Annotated in this window: 14 protein-coding genes, 1 tRNA gene and 2 pseudogenes; 5 read left to right on the plus strand and 12 right to left on the minus strand. The window is 65.7% G+C overall.

Going from position 1 to position 20120, the window contains the following annotated elements; translation table 11 throughout:
- Positions 1–33 precede the first annotated feature (33 nt).
- A complete protein-coding gene (locus ACAV_RS13850) occupies positions 34–4638 on the plus strand; it encodes a PAS domain S-box protein (protein ID WP_013595197.1) in 4605 nt (1534 codons plus the stop codon).
- Between the two features lie 30 nt (positions 4639–4668).
- Here ACAV_RS13850 and ACAV_RS13855 read toward each other — a convergent pair whose 3' ends face one another.
- Both ACAV_RS13855 and ACAV_RS13860 read right to left on the minus strand, forming a co-directional pair.
- Positions 4669–5859 (minus strand): hypothetical protein, encoded by a 1191-nt coding sequence (locus tag ACAV_RS13855; protein WP_013595198.1) that lies wholly within the window; start codon positions 5857–5859, stop codon positions 4669–4671.
- Between the two features lie 64 nt (positions 5860–5923).
- The gene (locus ACAV_RS13860; RefSeq protein WP_013595199.1) at positions 5924–6730 is read right to left on the minus strand and encodes a ferritin-like domain-containing protein; all 807 of its coding nucleotides are present in this window, start codon (positions 6728–6730) and stop codon (positions 5924–5926) included.
- Positions 6731–7201: 471 nt separating this feature from the next.
- On the opposite strand from ACAV_RS13860, the gene ACAV_RS13865 reads away from it, so the two are divergent.
- Positions 7202–7540 carry a KGG domain-containing protein gene (locus ACAV_RS13865; protein WP_013595200.1) on the plus strand — a complete coding sequence of 113 codons (339 nt, stop codon included), beginning with the start codon at positions 7202–7204 and terminating at the stop codon, positions 7538–7540.
- A 248-nt stretch (positions 7541–7788) separates the two neighbouring features.
- A complete protein-coding gene (locus ACAV_RS13870) occupies positions 7789–8085 on the plus strand; it encodes a hypothetical protein (RefSeq protein WP_013595201.1) in 297 nt (98 codons plus the stop codon).
- 13 nt (positions 8086–8098) lie between these two features.
- On the opposite strand, the gene ACAV_RS13875 is transcribed toward ACAV_RS13870, so the two are convergent.
- Complete coding sequence (locus ACAV_RS13875) at positions 8099–8887, minus strand: NAD(P)H-dependent oxidoreductase (protein ID WP_013595202.1); 789 nt, start codon at positions 8885–8887, stop codon at positions 8099–8101.
- Positions 8888–8950: 63 nt separating this feature from the next.
- Between ACAV_RS13875 and ACAV_RS13880 the strand changes: the two genes are divergently transcribed.
- Complete coding sequence (locus ACAV_RS13880; protein WP_013595203.1) at positions 8951–9844, plus strand: LysR family transcriptional regulator; 894 nt, start codon at positions 8951–8953, stop codon at positions 9842–9844.
- A gap of 92 nt (positions 9845–9936) precedes the next feature.
- On the opposite strand, the gene ACAV_RS13885 is transcribed toward ACAV_RS13880, so the two are convergent.
- Positions 9937–10116 carry a CsbD family protein gene (locus tag ACAV_RS13885; RefSeq protein ID WP_013595204.1) on the minus strand — a complete coding sequence of 60 codons (180 nt, stop codon included), beginning with the start codon at positions 10114–10116 and terminating at the stop codon, positions 9937–9939.
- A gap of 337 nt (positions 10117–10453) precedes the next feature.
- On the opposite strand from ACAV_RS13885, the pseudogene ACAV_RS13890 reads away from it, so the two are divergent.
- Positions 10454–11537 (plus strand): annotated as a pseudogene (locus ACAV_RS13890) (IS5 family transposase).
- Between the two features lie 128 nt (positions 11538–11665).
- Here the strand turns inward: ACAV_RS13890 and ACAV_RS24385 are convergent.
- From ACAV_RS24385 to cysS, 8 genes and pseudogenes are all read right to left on the minus strand, one after another.
- Positions 11666–12065, minus strand: a pseudogene (locus ACAV_RS24385) (transposase); the annotation flags it as partial.
- A gap of 175 nt (positions 12066–12240) precedes the next feature.
- Complete coding sequence (locus tag ACAV_RS24660; protein ID WP_013595205.1) at positions 12241–13410, minus strand: hypothetical protein; 1170 nt, start codon at positions 13408–13410, stop codon at positions 12241–12243.
- A 461-nt stretch (positions 13411–13871) separates the two neighbouring features.
- Positions 13872–13964 (minus strand) — tRNA-Ser (locus ACAV_RS13900).
- Between the two features lie 42 nt (positions 13965–14006).
- Positions 14007–15284, minus strand: a complete 1278-nt coding sequence (locus ACAV_RS13905; protein WP_013595206.1) for an aspartate kinase — start codon at positions 15282–15284, stop codon at positions 14007–14009.
- A gap of 190 nt (positions 15285–15474) precedes the next feature.
- Positions 15475–16524 (minus strand): tRNA lysidine(34) synthetase, encoded by a 1050-nt coding sequence (locus tag ACAV_RS13910; protein WP_013595207.1) that lies wholly within the window; start codon positions 16522–16524, stop codon positions 15475–15477.
- 339 nt (positions 16525–16863) lie between these two features.
- Positions 16864–17838 carry an acetyl-CoA carboxylase carboxyltransferase subunit alpha gene (locus ACAV_RS13915; RefSeq protein WP_013595208.1) on the minus strand — a complete coding sequence of 325 codons (975 nt, stop codon included), beginning with the start codon at positions 17836–17838 and terminating at the stop codon, positions 16864–16866.
- Between the two features lie 68 nt (positions 17839–17906).
- Positions 17907–18566, minus strand: coding sequence for a DNA-3-methyladenine glycosylase family protein (locus ACAV_RS13920; protein ID WP_013595209.1), 660 nt, complete (start codon positions 18564–18566; stop codon positions 17907–17909).
- Positions 18567–18625: 59 nt separating this feature from the next.
- On the minus strand, positions 18626–20005 hold the full coding sequence (gene cysS, locus ACAV_RS13925) for a cysteine--tRNA ligase (RefSeq protein ID WP_013595210.1): 1380 nt from the start codon (positions 20003–20005) through the stop codon (positions 18626–18628).
- Positions 20006–20120: the final 115 nt, after the last annotated feature.

Raw genomic sequence — 20120 nt, forward strand, 5'->3', positions numbered from 1 at the left:
ACGCACCGAGGTGCGCCCTCACAAGGACAAGAGATGGACGAGATCACCCCGGGCCCTGCCGAGGAGGCCGAGGCCGGTGCGGCAAACGGCTGCGCCGCATCCGGCGGCGCCGGACTGCCGGTGGTCGGATTGGGTGGATCGGCGGGCGCCATCCAGGCACTGCGTGATTTCTTCGCCGCGATGCCGGCTTCCCCCGGCATGGCGTTCGTGGTCGTGCTCCACCTGTCTCCGGACCATGAAAGCATGCTGGCCGAGCTGCTCCAGCGTGCCACGAAGCTGCGCGTGCAGCAGGTGACCGGTGCGGTGACCATGGAGGCGGACACCGTCTATGTGGTGCCGCCACGCAAGATCCTCGAGGTCCACGACGGCGCGATCGCACTCGCGCCGCTGCCGCCGGACCGGCAGCAGCATGTGGCGGTGGACCTGCTGTTCCGGACCTTGGCCGACTCGCACGGCACGCGGGCCACCGCCATCGTGCTGTCCGGGGCGGACGGGGACGGGGCCATCGGCATCAAGCGGATCAAGGAGCGCGGCGGCCTCACCATCGCCCAGGACCCGGGAGAAGCCTACGCCAGCGGCATGCCCGGATCCGCGATCGCCACCGGCATGATCGATTGGGTGCTGCCTGCGGCCCAGATGGCCGCGCGGGTGATGGAATACCACCGCATGGCCCCCCGGCTGCACCTGGCGCCGCCGCACGGCACCGAACCGCCGGCATCGGGCGGCGATGCGGCCGATGACGAGGCCGCACTGCGCGAAGTTCTGGCGCTGCTGCGCCACCGCACCGGTCGCGATTTCGGCGACTACAAGCGCGCCACGGTCGTGCGGCGGGTGGGGCGCCGCATGCAGGTGAACGGCATCGGCACGATGTCCGGCTACCTGGACTGCCTGCGCACCCGGCCGGGCGAATCGGGAGCGCTGCTGCAGGACCTGCTCATCAGCGTGACGAATTTCTTCCGCGATCCCGTTGCGTTCGCGGCGCTGGAAAGCCATCTGCCGCAGTTGTTCCAGGGCAAGACCGGCGCGGACACGCTGCGCGTGTGGGTGGCGGGCTGCGCGACGGGCGAGGAAGCCTATTCCATCGCCATGCTGCTGGCGGAATACGCCCGCACGCTCGACACGGCCCCCGTGCTGCAGATCTTCGCCACAGACCTGGACGACGCCGCCATCCGAGCGGCCCGGGACGGCTTCTATCCCGCGGCGATCGAGAGCGACGTGTCTGCCGAACGGCTGCGGCGCTTCTTCGTGCGTGAACGCGGCGGCTACAGGGTGCGGCGCGAGTTGCGCGAAAGCGTGCTGTTCGCGGTGCACGACCTGCTCAGGGATTCACCCTTTTCGCGGCTCGATCTCATTTCCTGCCGGAATCTGCTCATCTACCTGAACCGGGAAGCCCAGCACCGGGTGCTGGATACCTTCCACTTCGCCCTGCTGCCAGGCAAGCTCCTGTTCCTCGGGTCCGCCGAATCCGTGGACGACGGTGACACACGGTTTTCCGTGATCGACAAGCTGCACCGCCTGTACGGCCACCAGACCTCGGCGCACCCGGATCTGCTGCGGCCCGGGGGCCTGGCGCCTGCCGCCGCGGCGCTGCATGCGCAGCACGCCGCCCACCAGGGGCCCGTCGTGCATGCCGGAGCGATGGTCCCCTACTTCGCGGACACCGAGCGCCCGCCCGCGCAGGCCGCCGGAGAGAAGGCGCTGCCGTGGGGCGAAGTGCACCTGCGGTTGCTGGAGCAACTCGCGCCGCCTTCCATCCTGGTGGACGGCGAGCAGAACATCCTGCACATGTCGCCTTCGGCAGGTCGCTTCCTGGTCTTCCACGGCGGCGAGCCTTCGCGCAACCTCATGCGGCTCATCCACCCCGCGCTGCGCATCGAACTGCGGGCGGCGCTCTACCGCGCAGGCCGCACCGGCCAGCCCATGCGGCTGGCGGCGACGCCGGTGGACGCGGCGGGAGGCAGGGTGCGCGTGGCGCCCGAGGTGCGGCCCGTGCCGGAACTGGGGCCGGGGCTTGCGCTTGTCCTGCTGCAGATGCTGCCCGAACTGCCCGCGGCCCATCACCTGGCCGCCGAAGTGCCCCAGGACACGGCTGCGGAACAGCTGGACCGCGAACTGGAACTGCTGAACGCCCAACTGCGCAGCACCATAGAGCAATACGAAGCCTCCACGGAGGAACTGCGGGCCAGCAACGAAGAGCTTCAGGCGATGAACGAGGAGCTGCGCTCCGCGACGGAGGAACTGGAGACCAACCGGGAAGAACTGCAGTCCATCAACGAGGAACTGACGACGGTCAACCACGAGCTCAAGAGCAAAGTGGACGAGCTGGGGCATGCGAACAGCGACATGCAGAACCTGATGGACGCAACAGCCATCGCCACGGTGTTCCTCGACCGAGACCTGCGCATCACCCGCTTCACGCCGTCGGCCGTCACCCTCTTCAACCTCATCGCCACCGACGTGGGGCGGCCGCTGTCCCACCTGCGCACGCAGCTGCAGTACCCGGAGCTTTCCGAAGACGCCCGGAGGGTGCTCGAACGCCTCGCACTGGTGGAGCGCGAGGTGGGCGCCAGCGACGGCAACTGGTACCTCGTGCGCATGCTGCCCTACCGGACGCTGGACGACCGCATCGCGGGCGTGGTGCTGACCTTCGTAGACATTTCCGAGCGCAAGCAGGGCCAGGAGGCGCTGCGCCGCTCGGAGGACCGCTTCAGCGCCATCGTGAACCAGGCCGTCGTGGGCGTGGTGCAGACGGAGCTGGATGGCCACATCACCTTCGTCAACCGGCACTACAGCCACATGCTGGGCTACGGGCACGACGAACTCATCGGCACGCAGCTGCTCGACCTGATCCATCCGGCGGACCGCCAGTTGAGCGCCCACCTGATGCGGCGCCTCGCCGAACATGGCGAACCCTTCCACATCGAGAAGCGGTGCCTGCGCAAGGACGGCAGCACGCTCTGGCTGCACAACAGCGTGAGTTATCTGGCCGATGCGCACGGCGGCCCCACGGCCTCGATCGTGGTGTGCAACGACATCAGCGAACGCAAGCGTGCCGAGAATGCATTGCGCGAAAGCACCGAACGCCTGCGGCTGGTCATCGAGAACGCGGTGGAATACGCCATCTTCTCCACCGATCTGGACCGCCGCATCACGACCTGGAACAGCGGGGCGGAGCGCATCCTCGGCTACAGCGAGAACGAGGCCGTGGGCCAGCTCGCGGACATGATCTTCACGCCGGAAGACCGGGCCGCCGGGGCGCCCCTTTCCGAAACGAGCACGGCACTGGCCACGGGCGGCGCGCTCGACGACCGCCTGCACCAGCGCAAGGACGGCAGCCGCTTCTGGGCCAGCGGCGCGCTCATGCCCATGCACGACGACGCGGACACGGTCGTCGGTTTCGTCAAGATCCTGCGGGACCAGAGCGACCAGCGCGCGAGCCAGCAGGCACTCGAGCAAAGCCGGGCCGACCTGCTCAAGGCGCTGCGCGAAAACGAAGAGGCCCGCGCAGCCCTGCAGGCGGCCGACGCGACGAAGGACCGGTTCCTGGCGGTGCTGTCGCACGAGTTGCGCAACCCGCTGGCGTCGATTGCCGGCGCATCCGCGGTGCTGGCCACCGAAGGCGCCGCCACGGGCGACCGCGACCAGGCAGCGCGCATCGTGCAGCGGCAGGCGCGCGCCATGGCCGTGCTGCTGGACGATCTCATGGACCTGTCCCGGCTGCGGCTGGGCCGCATGGTGCTGCAGCAGCGCGAAGTCCCCCTGGACGAGATCGTCGAAGCTGCCCTGGAAGCCACTCTCGGCGCCATCCGCGCCGCGGGCCACGATTTCGTTCAGGAACTTCCTGCAGATACCGTCATGCTCCTCGCGGACCCGGTGCGCATCGCCCAGGTGCTCGCGAACCTGCTGAGCAACGCGGCGAAGTACACACCCGACCACGGCCGCATCCGGCTGTCGGCCTGGACCGAAGGCGGCTCCATCTACCTGCGCGTGGAGGACAACGGCATCGGCATGGATCCGGAGACCGTGGACGACATGTTCACGATGTTCTCGCAAAGCCCCGATGCCGGCATGCGGCACACCCAGGGCCTGGGCATCGGTCTCGCCCTGGTGCGCAACATCGTGGAAATGCACCAGGGCACGGTGCGCGGGGAAAGCGCAGGGCCCGGCCAGGGCAGCCGTTTCACCGTGCAGCTGCCCCTGCCTGCCCAGCGCTCCGCCGATGGCGCAGCCCGCGCGCAGGTCCCGGATGAGGGCGTGAGCGCCAGTGCCCCCGTGCCCAGCGTCCTGCTGGCGGACGACAACGTCGATGTCACCTGGTCCATCTCGCACCTGCTGGAAGGCTGCACCGTGGCCACCGCCGCTGACGGGCACGAGGCGCTGCGCAAGGCGCGGGAACTGGGCCCGGATGTGGCGGTGCTGGATCTCGGCATGCCGGGGCTCGACGGCATTTCGGTGGCGCGGGCGCTGCGTGCCGATCCGGCCGGCGCGCGCATGCTGCTGGTGGCGGCGACGGGTTGGGGCCAGGACCACAACCGCGAGCAGGCGCGCGAGGCCGGTTTCGACGCCTACATGGTCAAGCCGCTGGACGTGCGCGAACTGCAGCGCCTCATCCAGGCGCACATGCGATCCCGCGGATAGCGACCCGCGGGCCCCGCCGCTGGGCGTCATCTACGTGGCAGCCACCACTTCCACCGCCTCGGCCTCACGCACGAGCTCGGTCCCTGCCGTCCAGGCATACGAGGCGGACGCGGCCCGCGAAGGCGAACCGTTCTGGTTCACCGCTTCGCGGTAGGCCAGCGAGGATGCGCCCTCTTCCTGCGGCGTCTGCACGAACTGCGTGCCGTTTTTGCGATAGTCGGTTTCGGCGTCCACCACCTGGCGCAGGTAGTCGCGGTGGCTCTCGAACTTGATGAAGGCCGGCAGTGCGCCGTCACCGATCACCTCGGCGGGGTCGCGCCGCTCCAGCCGCTTGAAGAGTTCCTGCACCACCTGGAAGTGTCCCAGTTCATAGTCCAGGAACATCTCCCAGATCGCCCGCACACGGGGATTGCTTTCCTGCTGCACGCAACCCGCGTAGTTCCACACCTCGCAGGCCTCGGCGATCAGCAGCTTCTCCAGCGGCGTCTCGCGCGGGTTCAGCATCGATCCGTAATGCGTGATGTGCTGCGACTCCACGGACGCGATCTCCGCGTAGAGCTGCCGCGCCACGGGGTCGGAGAAGAGCGGGCCGATGTTCATGTAATAGTCGTGCGTCTGGTACTCGCCCCCTGTCAGCGTGAGGGCATGCAGCTTGGTCGCCAGCGCTGCACCGGGCCCGTAGGGCTCCAGCAGGTCGTGCTCCGGCGCACGGTGGTGCACCCAGGTCGGGCGCGACGGCACGATGTCCGTATAGCCCTGGGTGATGTTGTTGGCGTCCTTGCCCTCCAGCCGGTCCAGCAGCGCGCTGTAGCGGTAAAGATGGTCGAAATCCTCGAGCAGGGCGTAGCGGTAGCCCTGCGCGAGATAGTCGTCGGGCTCCAGCTGGGCGACCGATGCCGTGACCTCGATGGCCGTCTGCTCGTAGCCGATCGTGGTCTCCAGCGGAGAATGGTCGGCGCCGATCAGCCAGTTGATCGTCGTGGCCTGGTGCTGTTCCACGCGCATGAGCTGCGCGATCTCCACACGCGCGTCGGCATTCATGCGCAGCAGGACCTGCTTGGTGCGTAGCGCATCGAGCTCGACGCCGTTCATGAGGATGGCGCGCACGCGCGTGAAGGCATCATCGTCGAGCTTGCTGATGGGCTTGCCCACCATGTCCTTCCAGCTCAGGCGCTGGCGCTCCAGGGCGGTGCCCTTGTCCTGGAAAAGATGGATCGTCATGGGTTGTCCTTTCGGAAATAGAACCGGGGAAGAAAGCGCGGGGAAAGATCGGGAGCGGGCGCGCTCACACCGCATCGCTGGGCAGCGGGCCTGAGACCACCAGCGCCTGGAGCCAGGCCTGCACGGTGACCAGGTGACGCTGCTCCTCGGTGAGCGCCTGCGCGAACTCGCTGATCAGGTCCGTTTCCCCCGCCTGCTCCGCCAGCTGTATGAGCAGTTCCCAGCCTGCGTTGTCGGTGAGCTCCGCAGTCAGCATGGCCGAAAGTGCCTGCGCCAGCGTCGTGCGAGGGTCCGACACCACCTGGATCAAACCCATCGACGCGGTGGCGATCACGTCCGCGCACGGCGTTTGCGCCGTGGGGTCGCCACCGAGCTGCCGCATGGCATCGCACAGCATCTGGAAGTGCTGCAGTTCTTCCGCGCGTATGCGCTGCAGGGTCGCCAGTGCCGAGGCGTCCGCCTGCAGCGCGACATCGTCCGTGCCGCCTGCCGCCTTCACCGCGTCCGCCGGCGTGGGGACCTTCGCGCCGGCATTCACGGCGGCCTGGTACTTCACCATCAGCGCGTCATAGAGCCGCGTGCCGCCGCGCTCGAAGGCGATGCGTTCGCCGATCTTGTCCATGAGGATCTCGGGATGCTCGCCCATGAGCTTGCTCACGCCCGTGCGCACCATGCTGCCGAGCGACGTGGGTGGCGGCACGGTGCCGAGCGGCCCGGCTTCCTGCGCGTACAGCAGGCGGATTTCCCTGCTCTGCGACAGATCGATGGGACCAGGTGGCGAGTACCGCTCGACGGCATCCTCCATCGCCTGCGCACCGGCCGGCGACGCCGAGGCGCCCGTGCGGTTCATACCCGTGGTGGTGGCTTCCATGAAAACTCCTTGCGTTGCGTGCTGTTCATCGTGGGAAAGGGAGCGATCCATGATTCGCGCCCCGTCCGGCACGCCACGTAGGAAGCCGCGCAGGATACGGGCCGCGTTACACCAGTGCCGCGTTGCCGCTCCGGCACTCGCAGAGGGATTTGCAAGCATTGCCGCAAATCCGGCAGTGCGTGAAGAAATGACCAGCAACGCTCTACTGCACGCAGCAGCACGGCAACGCCGGCGCGCGGCCGGAACCAGCGCCTGCTGCTCGGCCAAACCCTTTGTTTCGTTTCCATGCAACCGGGGCGGTGTCCCTCGGCGCATCCGTAACAGGCCATGGCCATCCAGCCCCGCAGGCCGCTTAATGCCGTGCTGCGGGTGCAGCGGATGGCATGTCCGTTGCCCTCTGCCTCATCGACAGCGCTGCACTGCGCGGTCACATCCGACTCACCATTCGTAATGTTCCAAAGGAGAAATCACATGGCATCGAATCAAGGCAATCAAGGCAACCAAGGCAACCAAGGCAACAACCAAGGCAACCAGGGTGGCGGTTCCGGCCGCGGATTCGCCGGCATGGACCCCGAGCGCCAACGCGAAATCGCCGCCGAAGGCGGACGCGCCGCGCATGCGAGCGGCAATGCCCACGAGTTCAACTCCGAGGAAGCACGCCGCGCCGGCAGCATGAGCCACGGCGGCGGCGGCAACAACAACCAGCAGAACAGCAGCGGCGGCAGCCAGAACAGCGGCGGCGGCACGCGCGGTGGCAGCAGCGAGCAGCACGCCCAGGCGGGCCGCCAGAGCCACAAGAACGACCGCTGAGCGGCACGCCAGCCTGGCCCTGCAGGTGGGCACCGCCTTGCCTCCGGGTCGGTGCGGAGCCCGGCGCCACAGGGTATGCATCCAAGGCCAATCGGGGACGCCCGGTTGGCCTTTTTCGTGGGACGCAGCGGCGCCCCGCGTGCACGTTCGCGGCAGCCTACGGCGCTGCGGGATTCAGGCCGACGCCTCCAGCCCCGCGCGTCACGTAAGGTGGCTCTTTCGCTTGTCCAGCCAAGGAAACCCACGCCATGCACAACGAACACCTCCGCCAGTCCGTGCGTCACCTGCTCGACTACGACGACAGCCGCGCCAGCGCGCCGAACGAACACACCGCCGCGGCCATCGCCGGCGCGGGCCTGCTGTTCTGGGCCCTGGTATCCCGCAGCCGTACCCGTGCCGTGCTGCATGCCGCCATCGGCGGCGCCTTGCTGCTGCGCTCCGCCGGGGGCCGCGATGGCCTGCGGCGCTGGAGCCGCCAGCCCGCAGAACAGCCGGCGAAGACGGAAGCGTCCCCCGCCCCCTCCTTCGCCGACCTGCCGATGTGACATTGCGCTCCGGTCAATACCGCGGCGTCGATACGTGGATGCCCAGCCCGGACGCTCCGGGCAGGATGTCCTCGCGCAATGTCAGCGCCGGAATGCGGTAATCCCCGGCGTTCTGCCGCCGGAAGGCGATCGGGTCGTCGGTGAAGAGCCGGTCCAGCCGGTGGCCCAGCGCGTCGCAGGTGCCTGCGAAGCCTGCCTCGTCGATCCTTCCCGTGCGGTAGATCACATGGGGCGGCAGCACCTGGAACCCTGGATAGAACAGTATGCCGTGCTGGATCGGAAACAGCAGGTCATCGATCGGCCCGTTGATGCCGCGCGGGCCGTAGTGGGATTCCCACCCTCCGGCCGTCACCACCAGCATCGCGCGCTTGCCGGCCAGGGTTCCCTCGCCATAGCGGTCGCCCCAGTGGCTGTCCGAGTGCTCTCCGACGCCATAAGCGAAACCGCAGGCGTACACACGGTCCACCCAGCCCTTGAGCAATGCCGGCATGCAGAACCACCAGAGCGGGAACTGCAGGATCAAGGCATCGGCCCAGAGGAGCTTGTCCTGCTCCTGCGCGATGTCGCTGCTCTGCGTGCCGCGCTCGAAAGCGCGCAGGGAATGCTCCGTTGCAAGGAAGCGCTCGCCGGCCGGCGCGGCGGAATCGTCGTCCGCATCGAGGCCGGCCTTCCAGCGCATGGCGTACAGATCGGATACCTGGACATCATGGCCTGCCTGCTGCAGGCGCTTGAGCGAGAAATCCTTGAGCGCGCCGTTCAGGGAACGCGGTTCGGGGTGGGCATGTACGAGGAGAATGTTCATGGCGCAACGATAGGTTCGCCCAAGGTATATTGGAAATGAATTCCAAGGATTCCTGGTATTTGCATGACCAATTCCCTGCGACAGCTGGACCTCAATCTGCTGGTCACCCTCGATGTCTTGCTGGTCGAGCACAACGTCACCCGGGCCGCCGAACGGCTGCACCTGTCACAGCCTGCCGTGAGCCTGCAACTGGCCCGCCTGCGCGAATTCTTCGCGGATCCCTTGCTGCTTCCGGGTCCGCGCGGCATGCGGCCCACCGCACGCGCGGAAGAACTGCGCGAGCCCCTGCGGCATGCCCTGTCCGCCCTGGCCCAGGCGGTGGCGCCTCCAGGGCCCTTCGATCCCGCGCACTCCCGCCAGACATGGCGCGTGGCCGCATTCGACTATGGTGAACACGCCGTGCTGCTGCCTGCATTGGCCGGCCTGCGCGCGTCGGCGCCCCATGGCCGCCTGGCCGTCGTGCAGGTGCCCCCCTCCCAACTGGCGGCCAAGGCGGAACAGGGGGATATCGATCTCGCCTTCCACACGGGGGAGCAGGCGCCCCCGGACCTGCGGCGCAGGCGACTCTTCACGGAGCGTTACGTCCTGGCGGGGCGCGCAGGCCATCCCGGGCTCAGGCGCCGCCCTACCCTGGCGCAGTTCTGCCGGCTGGACCATGCGATCGTCTCTCCCGACGGCGGCGGCTTCCACGGGGCGACCGACGCGGCCCTGGCGAAATTCGGGCTCGAACGGCGGGTGGCGCTGTCGGTTCCCCATTTCCTGTTCCTCGCGGCCGTGCTTGCCAGCACCGACTGCGTGGCCATGGTGCCCTCGCGGCTGGTGCGCGGCAACGCGGGGCTGAAGATCGTCGAACCACCCCTGGAGGTCCCCGGTTTCGACATGCTCATGCTCTGGCCGGAACGGGTCCACCGGGATCCGGCCCACCAGTGGCTGCGCGAGCAGATCGCGGGCTCGTAGCGGGATCGGCATGACCCGCGCTGCACGATGGCCCAGGCATGAAAAGGCCCCGGGACGCCGTACGGCGCGCCGGGGCCTGCGAGGAACGAAGATTACTTCGTGGCGTCCTTGATGTTTTCCTTGGCATCGCCGTAGTTCTTCTGGACGTTGCCTTCCACCTGCTTGGCCATGCCCTTTGCCTGCTGCTCCGGGCTGTTGAACACTTCGCCGGTCTTTTGCTGGACCTTGCCAGCGGCTTCCTTCAGGGTGCCCTTGATTTGATCGGTGTTCATGATGAAGTCCTTTCGGTGATGGATTGCGGGCAGGGATGAAAAGCTCCATGCCTCGGTGCAAATCGTAGGCGGCACGGGTCGCGGCGGTCGCGGGGCAATGCCGGCTGTGCCCGTAAGGGCGAGCCTACAACTAGAAGTTTCTGTTGGGACCGGAGCACTCCAGGACGCAGCCTTTGCAGGGCATTGCGTACCACAGCGGCTGCGGCGCGGCGCCCTATCCATCTCGAGGAGCCCAAAGCCAAGGTATGACACCGCAAAGCAGGCACTACAGGGAACCTCTCAAAACCCGGCCACTCCCTTGTTCACCGACAAGACCTGAGCCGTCCTCCTTGCCATGATCTCTCCTCGCAGCGCCTTGAAGTTCGATATGTTTGCCGAGGCGTCGCGCCAGCATAAGAGAGATGAAGTGGGCGATCCGTTGCAGGTGATCGCGCGGCACATCGACTTCGCCGAGCTGGCGCGGCTGGTGGATGCACTCATCGAGCGCGGCGATGGCCGCAAGGGTGGTCGGCCGGCCTATCCCATCGAGGTGATGGTGCGCATCCTGGTCTTGAAGCGCCTGTACAACCTGTCGGACGAGCAGATGGAATACCAGTTGCTGGACCGGGCGAGCTATCAGCGCTTTTGTCTGCTGCAAGACGCGATGAACGTGCCGGACCGCAACACGATCTGGCGCTTCGGCGAGCGGCTGGGCGTTGACGGGGCGACGGCGTTGTTCCAGGGTGTGGATGCGCAACTGCACCGCCATGGCTATATCGCCCGGGGCGGACAGGCCATCGATGCCACGCTGGTGCCCGCGCCCCGCCAGCGCCTGGACAGGCAGGAACGCGAGGCCCTGGCCGAAGGCAGAACGCCCGACTGGAGCGAGGCCGAGCGCCGGCAAAAGGATGTGGACGCCACGCACACGAAGAAGCACGGCAAGCTACTTCGGCTACAAGCTGAGCGTGAGCGTGGACCTCAAGCACGGCTTCATCCGCAGGATCTGCACGGGCACGGCCAGCGAGCACGACGGGCACCACTTCGATGAGGTGCTGGACATACACAACACCGGGCGTGCAGTGCATACGGACAAGGCCTACGCGAGCCGGCAGCGCCAGCAGCTACTCAAGGTGCTGGGCTTGGTGGACGCGATGCAACGCAGGGCCCGGCCGGGCAAGCCGCTGAGCGAGTGCCAGCAAAGGCGCAACCAGCGTATCGCAAAGAAGCGTGCCAAGGTGGAGCATGTGTTTGCCGGTCTCCGTCACCTGGGCGGCAAGTTCGTTCGCACGATCGGGCAGACCCGCGCCACGGTGGCGATGACGATGATGGCTGCCTGCTACAACCTCAAGCGCCTGGCGTCGTTCCTGCATCGGCAAGTGGATGCGTTCTTCAAGCCATCGGCTGCCAAGGCACGGGTGCGCCTGCAACCGTCAAAAGCGTGAGCCTTGCGGGGGGCAAAGGCCCCTGTACATGGGCTGCGTCCCACCCACCGAGCAGGTGTCCGAGCGCATTCGGGGCGCTGGAATCTGACGACACGCCGGAAAAACTGGCTGGTGGCGGTTGTGAGAGGCTCCCCTCTGTCCGTAGGGTTGGGGCCCGTTTCCTGCCCCCCCGGGGGGGCTTGGTACCGACGAGCCATCGATGCTCGCCCCGCTCCAATCGATCTGGTCAAGTTCGCACAGGCGAACGAGCATTGCATGGTGAAGTTTCTGCCACACCCCGGCAGTGTTCCAGTCGCGCAGCCGTCGCCAGCACGTCATGTCGCTGCCGTAGCCCAGGGACTACGGCAGATCTTCCCAGGCGATGCCCGTGTGCAGCACGAACAGGATGTCATTGAGGGCCACCTCGTCGCTGACGGTGCGTCTGCGCGCTTCGCCTTTGGCAAATGGCACGAAGGTCGGGATAAGGGGTTGCAGCTGTCGCCACAGTTCTTTGCTGACCGGTCTTCTTGCCATAAGGGAACCAAGCATAGCTGCTCTGCGCAGGTAAGAAGGAGGTGTTAGCCGCTCTAAAGGTCAGCGCGTAGTCCCGCTGGCCGCGCTGGACTCCCGATCCAGTCACATTTACCCTTTCCTTCGAAAAGGTGCCAGTATCTGGGAGGATGGGTCACCCCGTGAACTGCGCTCGACGCTCTTGAGAAAAGTTTTAGCGCTTACCAACTTTTGACAATGCCTCTAAAATTTTGATAATCAATTCCTGCGGATCAATCGCGTAGGAGGGTGCTTTATCTTCGCCACCTTCGACAAAAAAAACTCGTTGTGCCAATTCGGTTCTCAATTTAGTACCAAACTCGCCTTCCAGCTTCTGTAAAAATGGCTCTAGCACGTGGAAGTCTAGCGATGTTCTACGTAGTTTGTTGGCTTGATGACGGTGCTTTCCCGACTCCCTAGCTAGATAAGCTGTAGGAACCGCCATAAGCAGAGTTGCAACAAGTCTGGTTAATGCATTTTTCCAATCAATGCTATTGAAACTGAGTTGCAAAATTGTATATGCCAAAAAAGCAACAGTTAGCCCCATTAATCCAATGCAAAGCCAGCGAAATAAGTTTGCCGACCTCTCCTCGCTTTGGGCGCTTCCTATATAACCACCAGACAATATAGTAGAACTCAACTGACCGAGCATATTTTTCGCTTGTTCGTGATAGCCCCCGAACAACTCCGCCTGAGATCGGATACCCGTTTGAACCTCCTCAAGCTCATCTTGAATGGCTTTTGCACGGAGCATGAACTCTATCTTCGCATCTCGCTCAAGACGTTGAGTCATGTCACTAACTATTTTCGCCGATTCACCGCCCGATTCGCTGAGCGCATTCAAGCGAGCTTCAATCGCCGCCATTTTTTGCTCTGTGGACTCTGCAGCTCCTGATAAGGCAGCAAACCTCGCTCGCAACTCGATGGCGAGTTTTTGCAGTTCATTACTCCTCCCTCTCCAAGCAGCGTGCTCCTCTGCATTTATATCGCCCGAAGGAGAAAACACAGCCACAAGCCTCTTTGCATTTATTAAAATTGAATCAAGCTCAGCCTTTTCTTGATCGGACAATATAATTTTTTTCAAACACCTCTCATAAAATTCATGAACATTCTTGTAAATTTCCTCTGCCAATTTGGTTAAATTGGAAGCATTTTTGCTGCCAATTTTTAATTCTGAAAGCTCTTTAATCAGTAAAGCTAGTTTATTTATTAAAACATAATTCGCTTGATCATCATTTAACTTTTTGTTATCGCGCAGCCTTGCACAAGCAGACCTCAAGCCGGCAATCAAGAGTCTTGCTTCCGACGAAAAACCTAAAAAACTGTTTGCTTCGAACTCTGCCACAGTCCCTCCTATCCTAGTATGAGAGATCATTATCTCCCATACGAACGCTCATCCTGACCACGCTCAAGCGAATCGAAACACCCGGCCATATTTCCTTCCGGGGGCCCGTAGATCCCGATCTCAATTTGAAATCGCAGCGCCACATCTGGCGCACCGCCTTCCGGAAGGCGGGCATGCGCTACCAGGCGCCGAGGAAGTGCCGCGACACCAGCGCGATGCTCGCGCTAATGGCCGGGGCGAGCCGTTAGCCCTGCAGCACGGCCACAGCGTGCAGGCGATGATGCGGGACTATGCGAAGTGGATCCCGTCGGCTGACCGCGGGGCCAATCGGGCCGCCGTGAACGCTGGCATTTCGGGCCCGGCGCCGGACCAGAAAAAGGCGATTTAGGGATGGACTGGCGAGGCCGAGAACCAGATGCAAAAAACCCCTAAGAGAATCAATCCCTTAGGGGTTCATGCTTTGGCGGAAACGGAGGGATTCGAACCCTCGATGAGGCTCTACACCCCATACTCCCTTAGCAGGGGAGCACCTTCGGCCACTCGGTCACGTTTCCAATCCCACTATTCTAACCCAAAATTTGAGCGTCTTTGGGCAATCAGGCGGCCGCCGCTGCGGGCTGGTCGAGCTCGAAGGCCTTGTGCAGGGTGCGCACAGCCAGTTCGACGTACTTCTCGTCGATGACGACGGAGGTCTTGATCTCGGAGGTGGAGATCATCTGGATGTTGATGCCTTCTTCGCTCAGCACGCGGAACATGCGGGCAGCCACGCCGACGTGGCTGCGCATGCCGATGCCGACGATGCTCACCTTGCAGATCTTGGCGTCGCCGACAACTTCCTGCGCGCCCAGGGCGGGCACAACCTTTTCCTTGAGCAGATCGACGGTGCGCGCGAAGTCGTTGCGGTTCACCGTAAAGCTGAAGTCGGTCTTGCCGTCCTTGCTGAGGTTCTGGATGATGACGTCCACCTCGATGTTCGCGTCGGCCACGGCGCCCAGGATCTGGTAGGCGATGCCGGGCTTGTCGGGCACGCCCAGCACGGAGATCTTGGCTTCGTCGCGGTTGAAAGCGATGCCGGATACGACGGCTTGTTCCATTTTTTCGTCTTCCTCAAAAGTGATGAGCGTGCCGGAGCGGGCCTCTTCCTCGATGTCGATGTCCCAGGGCGTGAAGCTGGAGAGCACGCGCAGCGGCACTTTGTACTTGCCGGCGAACTCCACGGAGCGGATCTGCAGCACCTTGCTGCCGAGGCTGGCCATCTCCAGCATTTCCTCGAAGCTCACGGTGTGCAGGCGGCGCGCCTCGGGCACGACGCGCGGGTCGGTGGTGTACACGCCGTCCACGTCGGTGTAGATCAGGCATTCGGCCGCCTTCATCGCCGCAGCCACGGCCACGGCCGAGGTGTCGGAGCCGCCACGGCCCAGCGTGGTGATGTGGCCGTGCTCGTCGATGCCCTGGAAGCCGGTGACGATCACCACCTTGCCGGCGGCGAGGTCGGCGCGCACGCGCTGGTCGTCGATGGATTCGATGCGGGCCTTGGTGTAGGCGCTGTCGGTGCGGATGGGCACCTGCCAGCCGGCGTAGCTCACCGACTCCATGCCTTCGGCCTGCAGAGCGATGGCCAGCAGGGCGGAAGAAGCCTGTTCGCCGGTGGCGGCGAGCATGTCGAGTTCGCGGTGGTAGGCGGAGGAGGCGCGCGAGGGAGCGAGGTCCTTGGCCAGGCCGAGCAGGCGGTTGGTCTCGCCGCTCATGGCGCTGGGCACCACCACCATCTGGTGGCCCGCCCGTGCCCACTTGGCGACGCGCTTGGCGACATTGCGGATGCGCTCCGTGGAGCCCATCGATGTGCCGCCGTATTTGTGAACGATCAATGCCATTGGATATCCGGGGTGACGGTACGAAGGCCGCGGCGCGAAAGGAGGGAAAGGCACAGGAGCGGACCTGCGGGATGGAAGGCCCCCTGCGCCTCACAGGCCCCGGGACCTCGTAGGCACCCTATGCTCTGTGGCTGAGGTGTTTTGGCGCGCCGCCGTGTTTCGTGCGAATGAGAGAGAAGACCAAAACCCGTCAATTGTACCAACCGAGTTCGTCGCCCTGGCGCTCCACGAAGCCCCGTCCCACTTTGATGCGGATGCGGTGGCCGCGCGTGGCGCAGGCGGCGACCTGGTCGAGCAGTTCGCCGAGCTGCGCGGCCGTGGGCGTGGTGGCGTGCGCCGTGCGCAGCCAGTGGCGCAGCGCATTGGCCTGGCGTTCGCGGCCGAGGGCGCGCAACGCGGCGATGCGCGGCGGCTGCCCGATGGCCTGCAGATCGGCCTCGGCCAGTTCACGCAGCAGCACGGCCGCTTCCGCCGCATGCGATGCGCTGCGCGCGAAGGTGTCGCGGAACTGAGGGAACGCAGCCTCCAACGCCGGCAGCAGCCGCGCGCGGATGCGGTTGCGGGTGTAGCGCTCGTCCGCGTTCGTCGGATCCTCGACCCAGCCCTCGCCGCGCGCGGTCAGCCAGGTGCGAATGTCTGCGGCTGCGACGTCCAGCAGCGGCCGGTGCCAGTCCATGCCGCCGCGCCGCCAGAAAGCCGGCATGGCCGCCAATCCTGCCACGCCCGCGCCGCGTGAGAGCGCAAGCAGCACCGTCTCGACTTGATCGTCGGCATGCTGGGCGAGCGCGATGGATGCCAGCGCGGGTTGCACTTCCGTCATGCTGTTGCCGCCTTCCTTCCCATCCCGTGAGCCGCCCTGCCCCGAATCCGAGCCTGAGCCTGAGTCGGGCGAGCGCTCAACCACCGCCACCACGCCTTCGCCCTCTGCCAGCGTCCGCAGGGCCTCGTAGCGATGCCGTCGCGCCGCGTCCTCCGGGCTTTCACCTGCGGCGTGCCTCGCATCCACCCGTGCAACACGCAGCGGCACGTCCAGGCGCTCGCATAGCGCCCGGCAATGCGCCTCGAACCCATCGGCTGCAACCTGCAACCCATGGTGCACGTGCAGCGCATGCACCTGCCCCGGCCAGCGCGCGGCACACGCATGCAGCAGCGCCGTCGAATCCGCCCCGCCACTCAACGCCACCCCCAGCGGCAACGCCGGCCGGAAACGATCCATGGCCGCATCGAACGCACGCGTCATCGCACCGCCCCCTGCACAGGAAAAACAAAAACGGCCCCGAAGGGCCGTGCGGCAGGCATGGATACGAATGTCCCAAGCATCTCAGTCATTCATGGCGCAGCGCGCGAATCCCCCCCTCGACACCGGTGAAGCTTGCTTGCTGGCATCCTTGAAGTCGCCAGTAGGAAACCCCCATCGCCAGAACATCAAGCGGCCTCACCCTTCGAATGGCCGCGGAGCAGGCCAGGCCAGCAGACGCCGTGTAACCGGCTTCGCCGGGCCACCGGCGTCGTCCCCCTGCCCGCCGTGCGCAGCACGGCGAGAGCGGGGGGAAGCGGCGCAGCCGCTCAGGGGGGTGTGTCACCGTTCAGCGCGGGTATCGTTGAACCGGCCGTAGCTCTGCAGGCGCTCGTAGCGGCGGTCCAGCAGTTCACGCGGCTTGAGGTCCGCCAGCTGGCGGTAAGCATCGCCCAGTGCGCGCTTGAGGAAGGCGGCCATCTGCTTGTGGTCGCGGTGCGCGCCGCCCACGGGCTCGCTCACGATCTTGTCCACCAGGCCCAGGGCCTTGAGGCGGTGGGCGGTGATGCCCATGGCGTCGGCCGCGTCCTGGGCCTTGTCGCCGGTCTTCCAGAGGATGGAGGCGCAGCCCTCGGGGCTGATGACCGAATAGATCGAATACTGCAGCATCACGACCTGGTCCGCGACGCTGATGGCCAGCGCGCCGCCGGAGCCGCCCTCGCCGATCACCGTGGTGATGATGGGCACTTCCAGTTGGGCCATCTCGAAGATGTTGCGCCCGATGGCCTCGGACTGGCCGCGCTCCTCGGCGTCGATGCCGGGGTAGGCGCCGGGCGTGTCCACGAAGGTGAACACGGGCAGCCGGAATTTCTCGGCCGTCTTCATGAGGCGCAGGGCCTTGCGGTAGCCCTCGGGGCGGCTCATGCCGAAGTTGCGGGCCGCGCGCTCCTTGGTGTCGCGCCCCTTCTGGTGGCCCAGCACCATGCAGGCATGGCCGTTGAAGCGCGCGAGGCCGCCGATGATGGAGAGGTCGTCGGCGAAGTGCCGGTCACCGTGCATCTCGACGAAGTCGGTGAAGATCTCGCGCACGTAGTCGAGGGTGTAGGGCCGCTCGGGGTGGCGGGCGATCTTCGTGATCTGCCAGGGCGTCAGCTCGCTGTAGATGTCCTTGGTGAGCTGCTGGCTCTTGCGGCTGAGCTGGTCGATTTCCTCGGAAATGTCCACCGCGCTTTCGGTCTGCACATAGCGCAGTTCCTCGATCTTCGACTCCAGCTCGGCGATGGGCTGCTCGAAGTCCAGAAAAGTCTTTTTCGCCAATTGTTTTCTCCTTGGGCTGTAGCCTCGGCGCGCGCGGAACGCGCGGCACGCAGTGTCCTGGCGGACGGTCAATAGTCCACCGGCAGGGGGGCGAGCGACCGCCAAATATACCAACTCGCCACGCTGCACCAGGGTTTCCAGGCCTCGGCGACTTCGCGGGCATCGCTGCGGCTGACCGGGTCGCCCGAGAAATAGTGCTGGCTGATGCCCTGCAACAGGGTGGCGTCGTCCAGGGGCAGCACGTTGGGCCGCGCCAGGTGGAATATCAGGAACATGTCGGCCGTCCATCGGCCGATGCCGCGGATGGCGACCAGTTCGGCAGCGATGGCCTCGTCGTCCATCGCATCCCAGTCCTTGACGTGCAGGCGGCCGGTGTCGAAATGCAGCGCCAGGTCCACCAGGTAGTCCACCTTCCGGGCGGACAGGCCTGCGGCGCGCATGTCGTCCACCTTGAGCTTGAGCACGGCGGCCGGCGTCATGCTGCGGGGCAGCGCGGCGAACTTGTCCCAGACCTTCTGCGCGGACGCGACCGAGACCTGCTGGCCCACGATGCTGCGCGCCAGCGTGGTGAACGCATCGCCGCGGGCCACGAGGGCCACGTCGCCGAGCTGCGGGATCAGCCGCTTCATGACGCGGTCCTTCTTGACCAGGTGGCGGCAGGCGTCCGCCCAGTAGCCGGGGGCGGTGGACGGCTCGGCCGTCCCCGCTGTTTTCTTGCTGGGAGCCACGGCTTACCTTGTCTGGAGAGAAGACCGGCGGTGCGGGAAACGGAAGGGGTGGCTCGGGCTCACTGCGCGGCCTCCCAGGTCGTGCCGGCGGGGGAATCCTTGAGCACGATGCCCTGCGCGAGCAGGTCGTTGCGGATGCGGTCGGCCTCGGCGAAGTTCTTCGCTGCCTTGGCAGCCGCGCGCGCCGCGATGCGCGCGGCGATCTCGGCGGCGTCCAGCTGTACGCCCTGCCGCAGGAAGGCCTGCGGATCCCCCTGCAGCAGCCCCAGGCAGCCGCCCAGCGCCTTCAACAGGCCGGCCAGGCGGGTGGACCGCGTGCGGTTCACCTCGCCGGCCAGTTCGAACAGCACGGCGACAGCCTCGGGCGTGCCGAAGTCCTCGTCCATGGCGGCCTTGAAGCGGGCCGCATGCGGATCGGCCCAGTCGATCGCGCCGATGTCTTCCGGAGCGACCAGGGCGAGCGCGGTGTAGAGCCGCTTGAGCGAAGCGCGCGCATCCTGCAGGTGCACGTCGCTGTAGTTGAGCGGGCTGCGGTAGTGCGTGCGCACGATGAAGAAGCGCAGCGTCTCGGCATCGACCTGCTGCAGCACTTCGCGGATGGTGAAGAAGTTGCCGAGCGACTTGCTCATCTTCTCGTTGTCCACGCGCACGAAGCCGTTGTGCATCCAGAAGCGCGCCAGCGGCTTGCCGGTGGCGCCCTCGCTCTGGGCGATCTCGTTCTCGTGGTGGGGGAACTGCAGGTCCGCGCCGCCGCCATGGATGTCGAAGCTCTCGCCGAGCGTGGCGCAGCTCATGGCCGAGCACTCGATGTGCCAGCCCGGCCGGCCGGTGCCGAAGGGGCTGTCCCATTTCGCCTCGGGCGGCTCGCCGGGCTTGGCGGCCTTCCAGAGCACGAAGTCGAGCGGATCCTGCTTGTCGTCCTGGACGGCCACGCGTTCGCCAGCGCGCAATTCGTCCAGGGACTTGCCGGACAGCTTGCCGTAGCCCTCGAACCGGCGCACGGCGTAGTTCACGTCGCCGCTGCCGGCGCGATAGGCCAGGCCCTTGCGCTCCAGCGTGTCGATGAGCGAGAGCATCTGGGGCACGTATTCGGTGGCGCGCGGCTCGACCGTGGGCGGCTCGATCGCCAGGGCGCCGATGTCCTCGTGCATGGCGGCCGTCATCTCGTCCGTGAGCTGGCGGATGGTGATGCCCCGCTCCACCGCGCGGCGGATGATCTTGTCGTCGATGTCGGTGATGTTGCGCACATATGTGACGCGCAAGCCGCTGCTGCGGAGCCAGCGCTGCACCACGTCGAACGCCATCATCATGCGGGCGTGGCCGATGTGGCAGAGGTCGTAGATGGTCATGCCGCAGACGTACATGCGGACATGGCCGGGTTCGAGCGGGGAAAACTCCTCCATCGCACGCGACAGCGTGTTGTAGATGCGCAAACTCATGGAATATCAGTGAAGAGGGGGTGTTGGACTGCAGGCCGACGGCCCCGGCCGCAGCGGACCGTGGCGCCGGACGGGCCGGCGTGCGAGGTATGCGCAGCATCTGCGCGACACGCGA

Origin of the sequence: Paracidovorax avenae ATCC 19860 (assembly GCF_000176855.2) — a bacterium.
GTDB lineage: Bacteria > Pseudomonadota > Gammaproteobacteria > Burkholderiales > Burkholderiaceae_C > Paracidovorax > Paracidovorax avenae.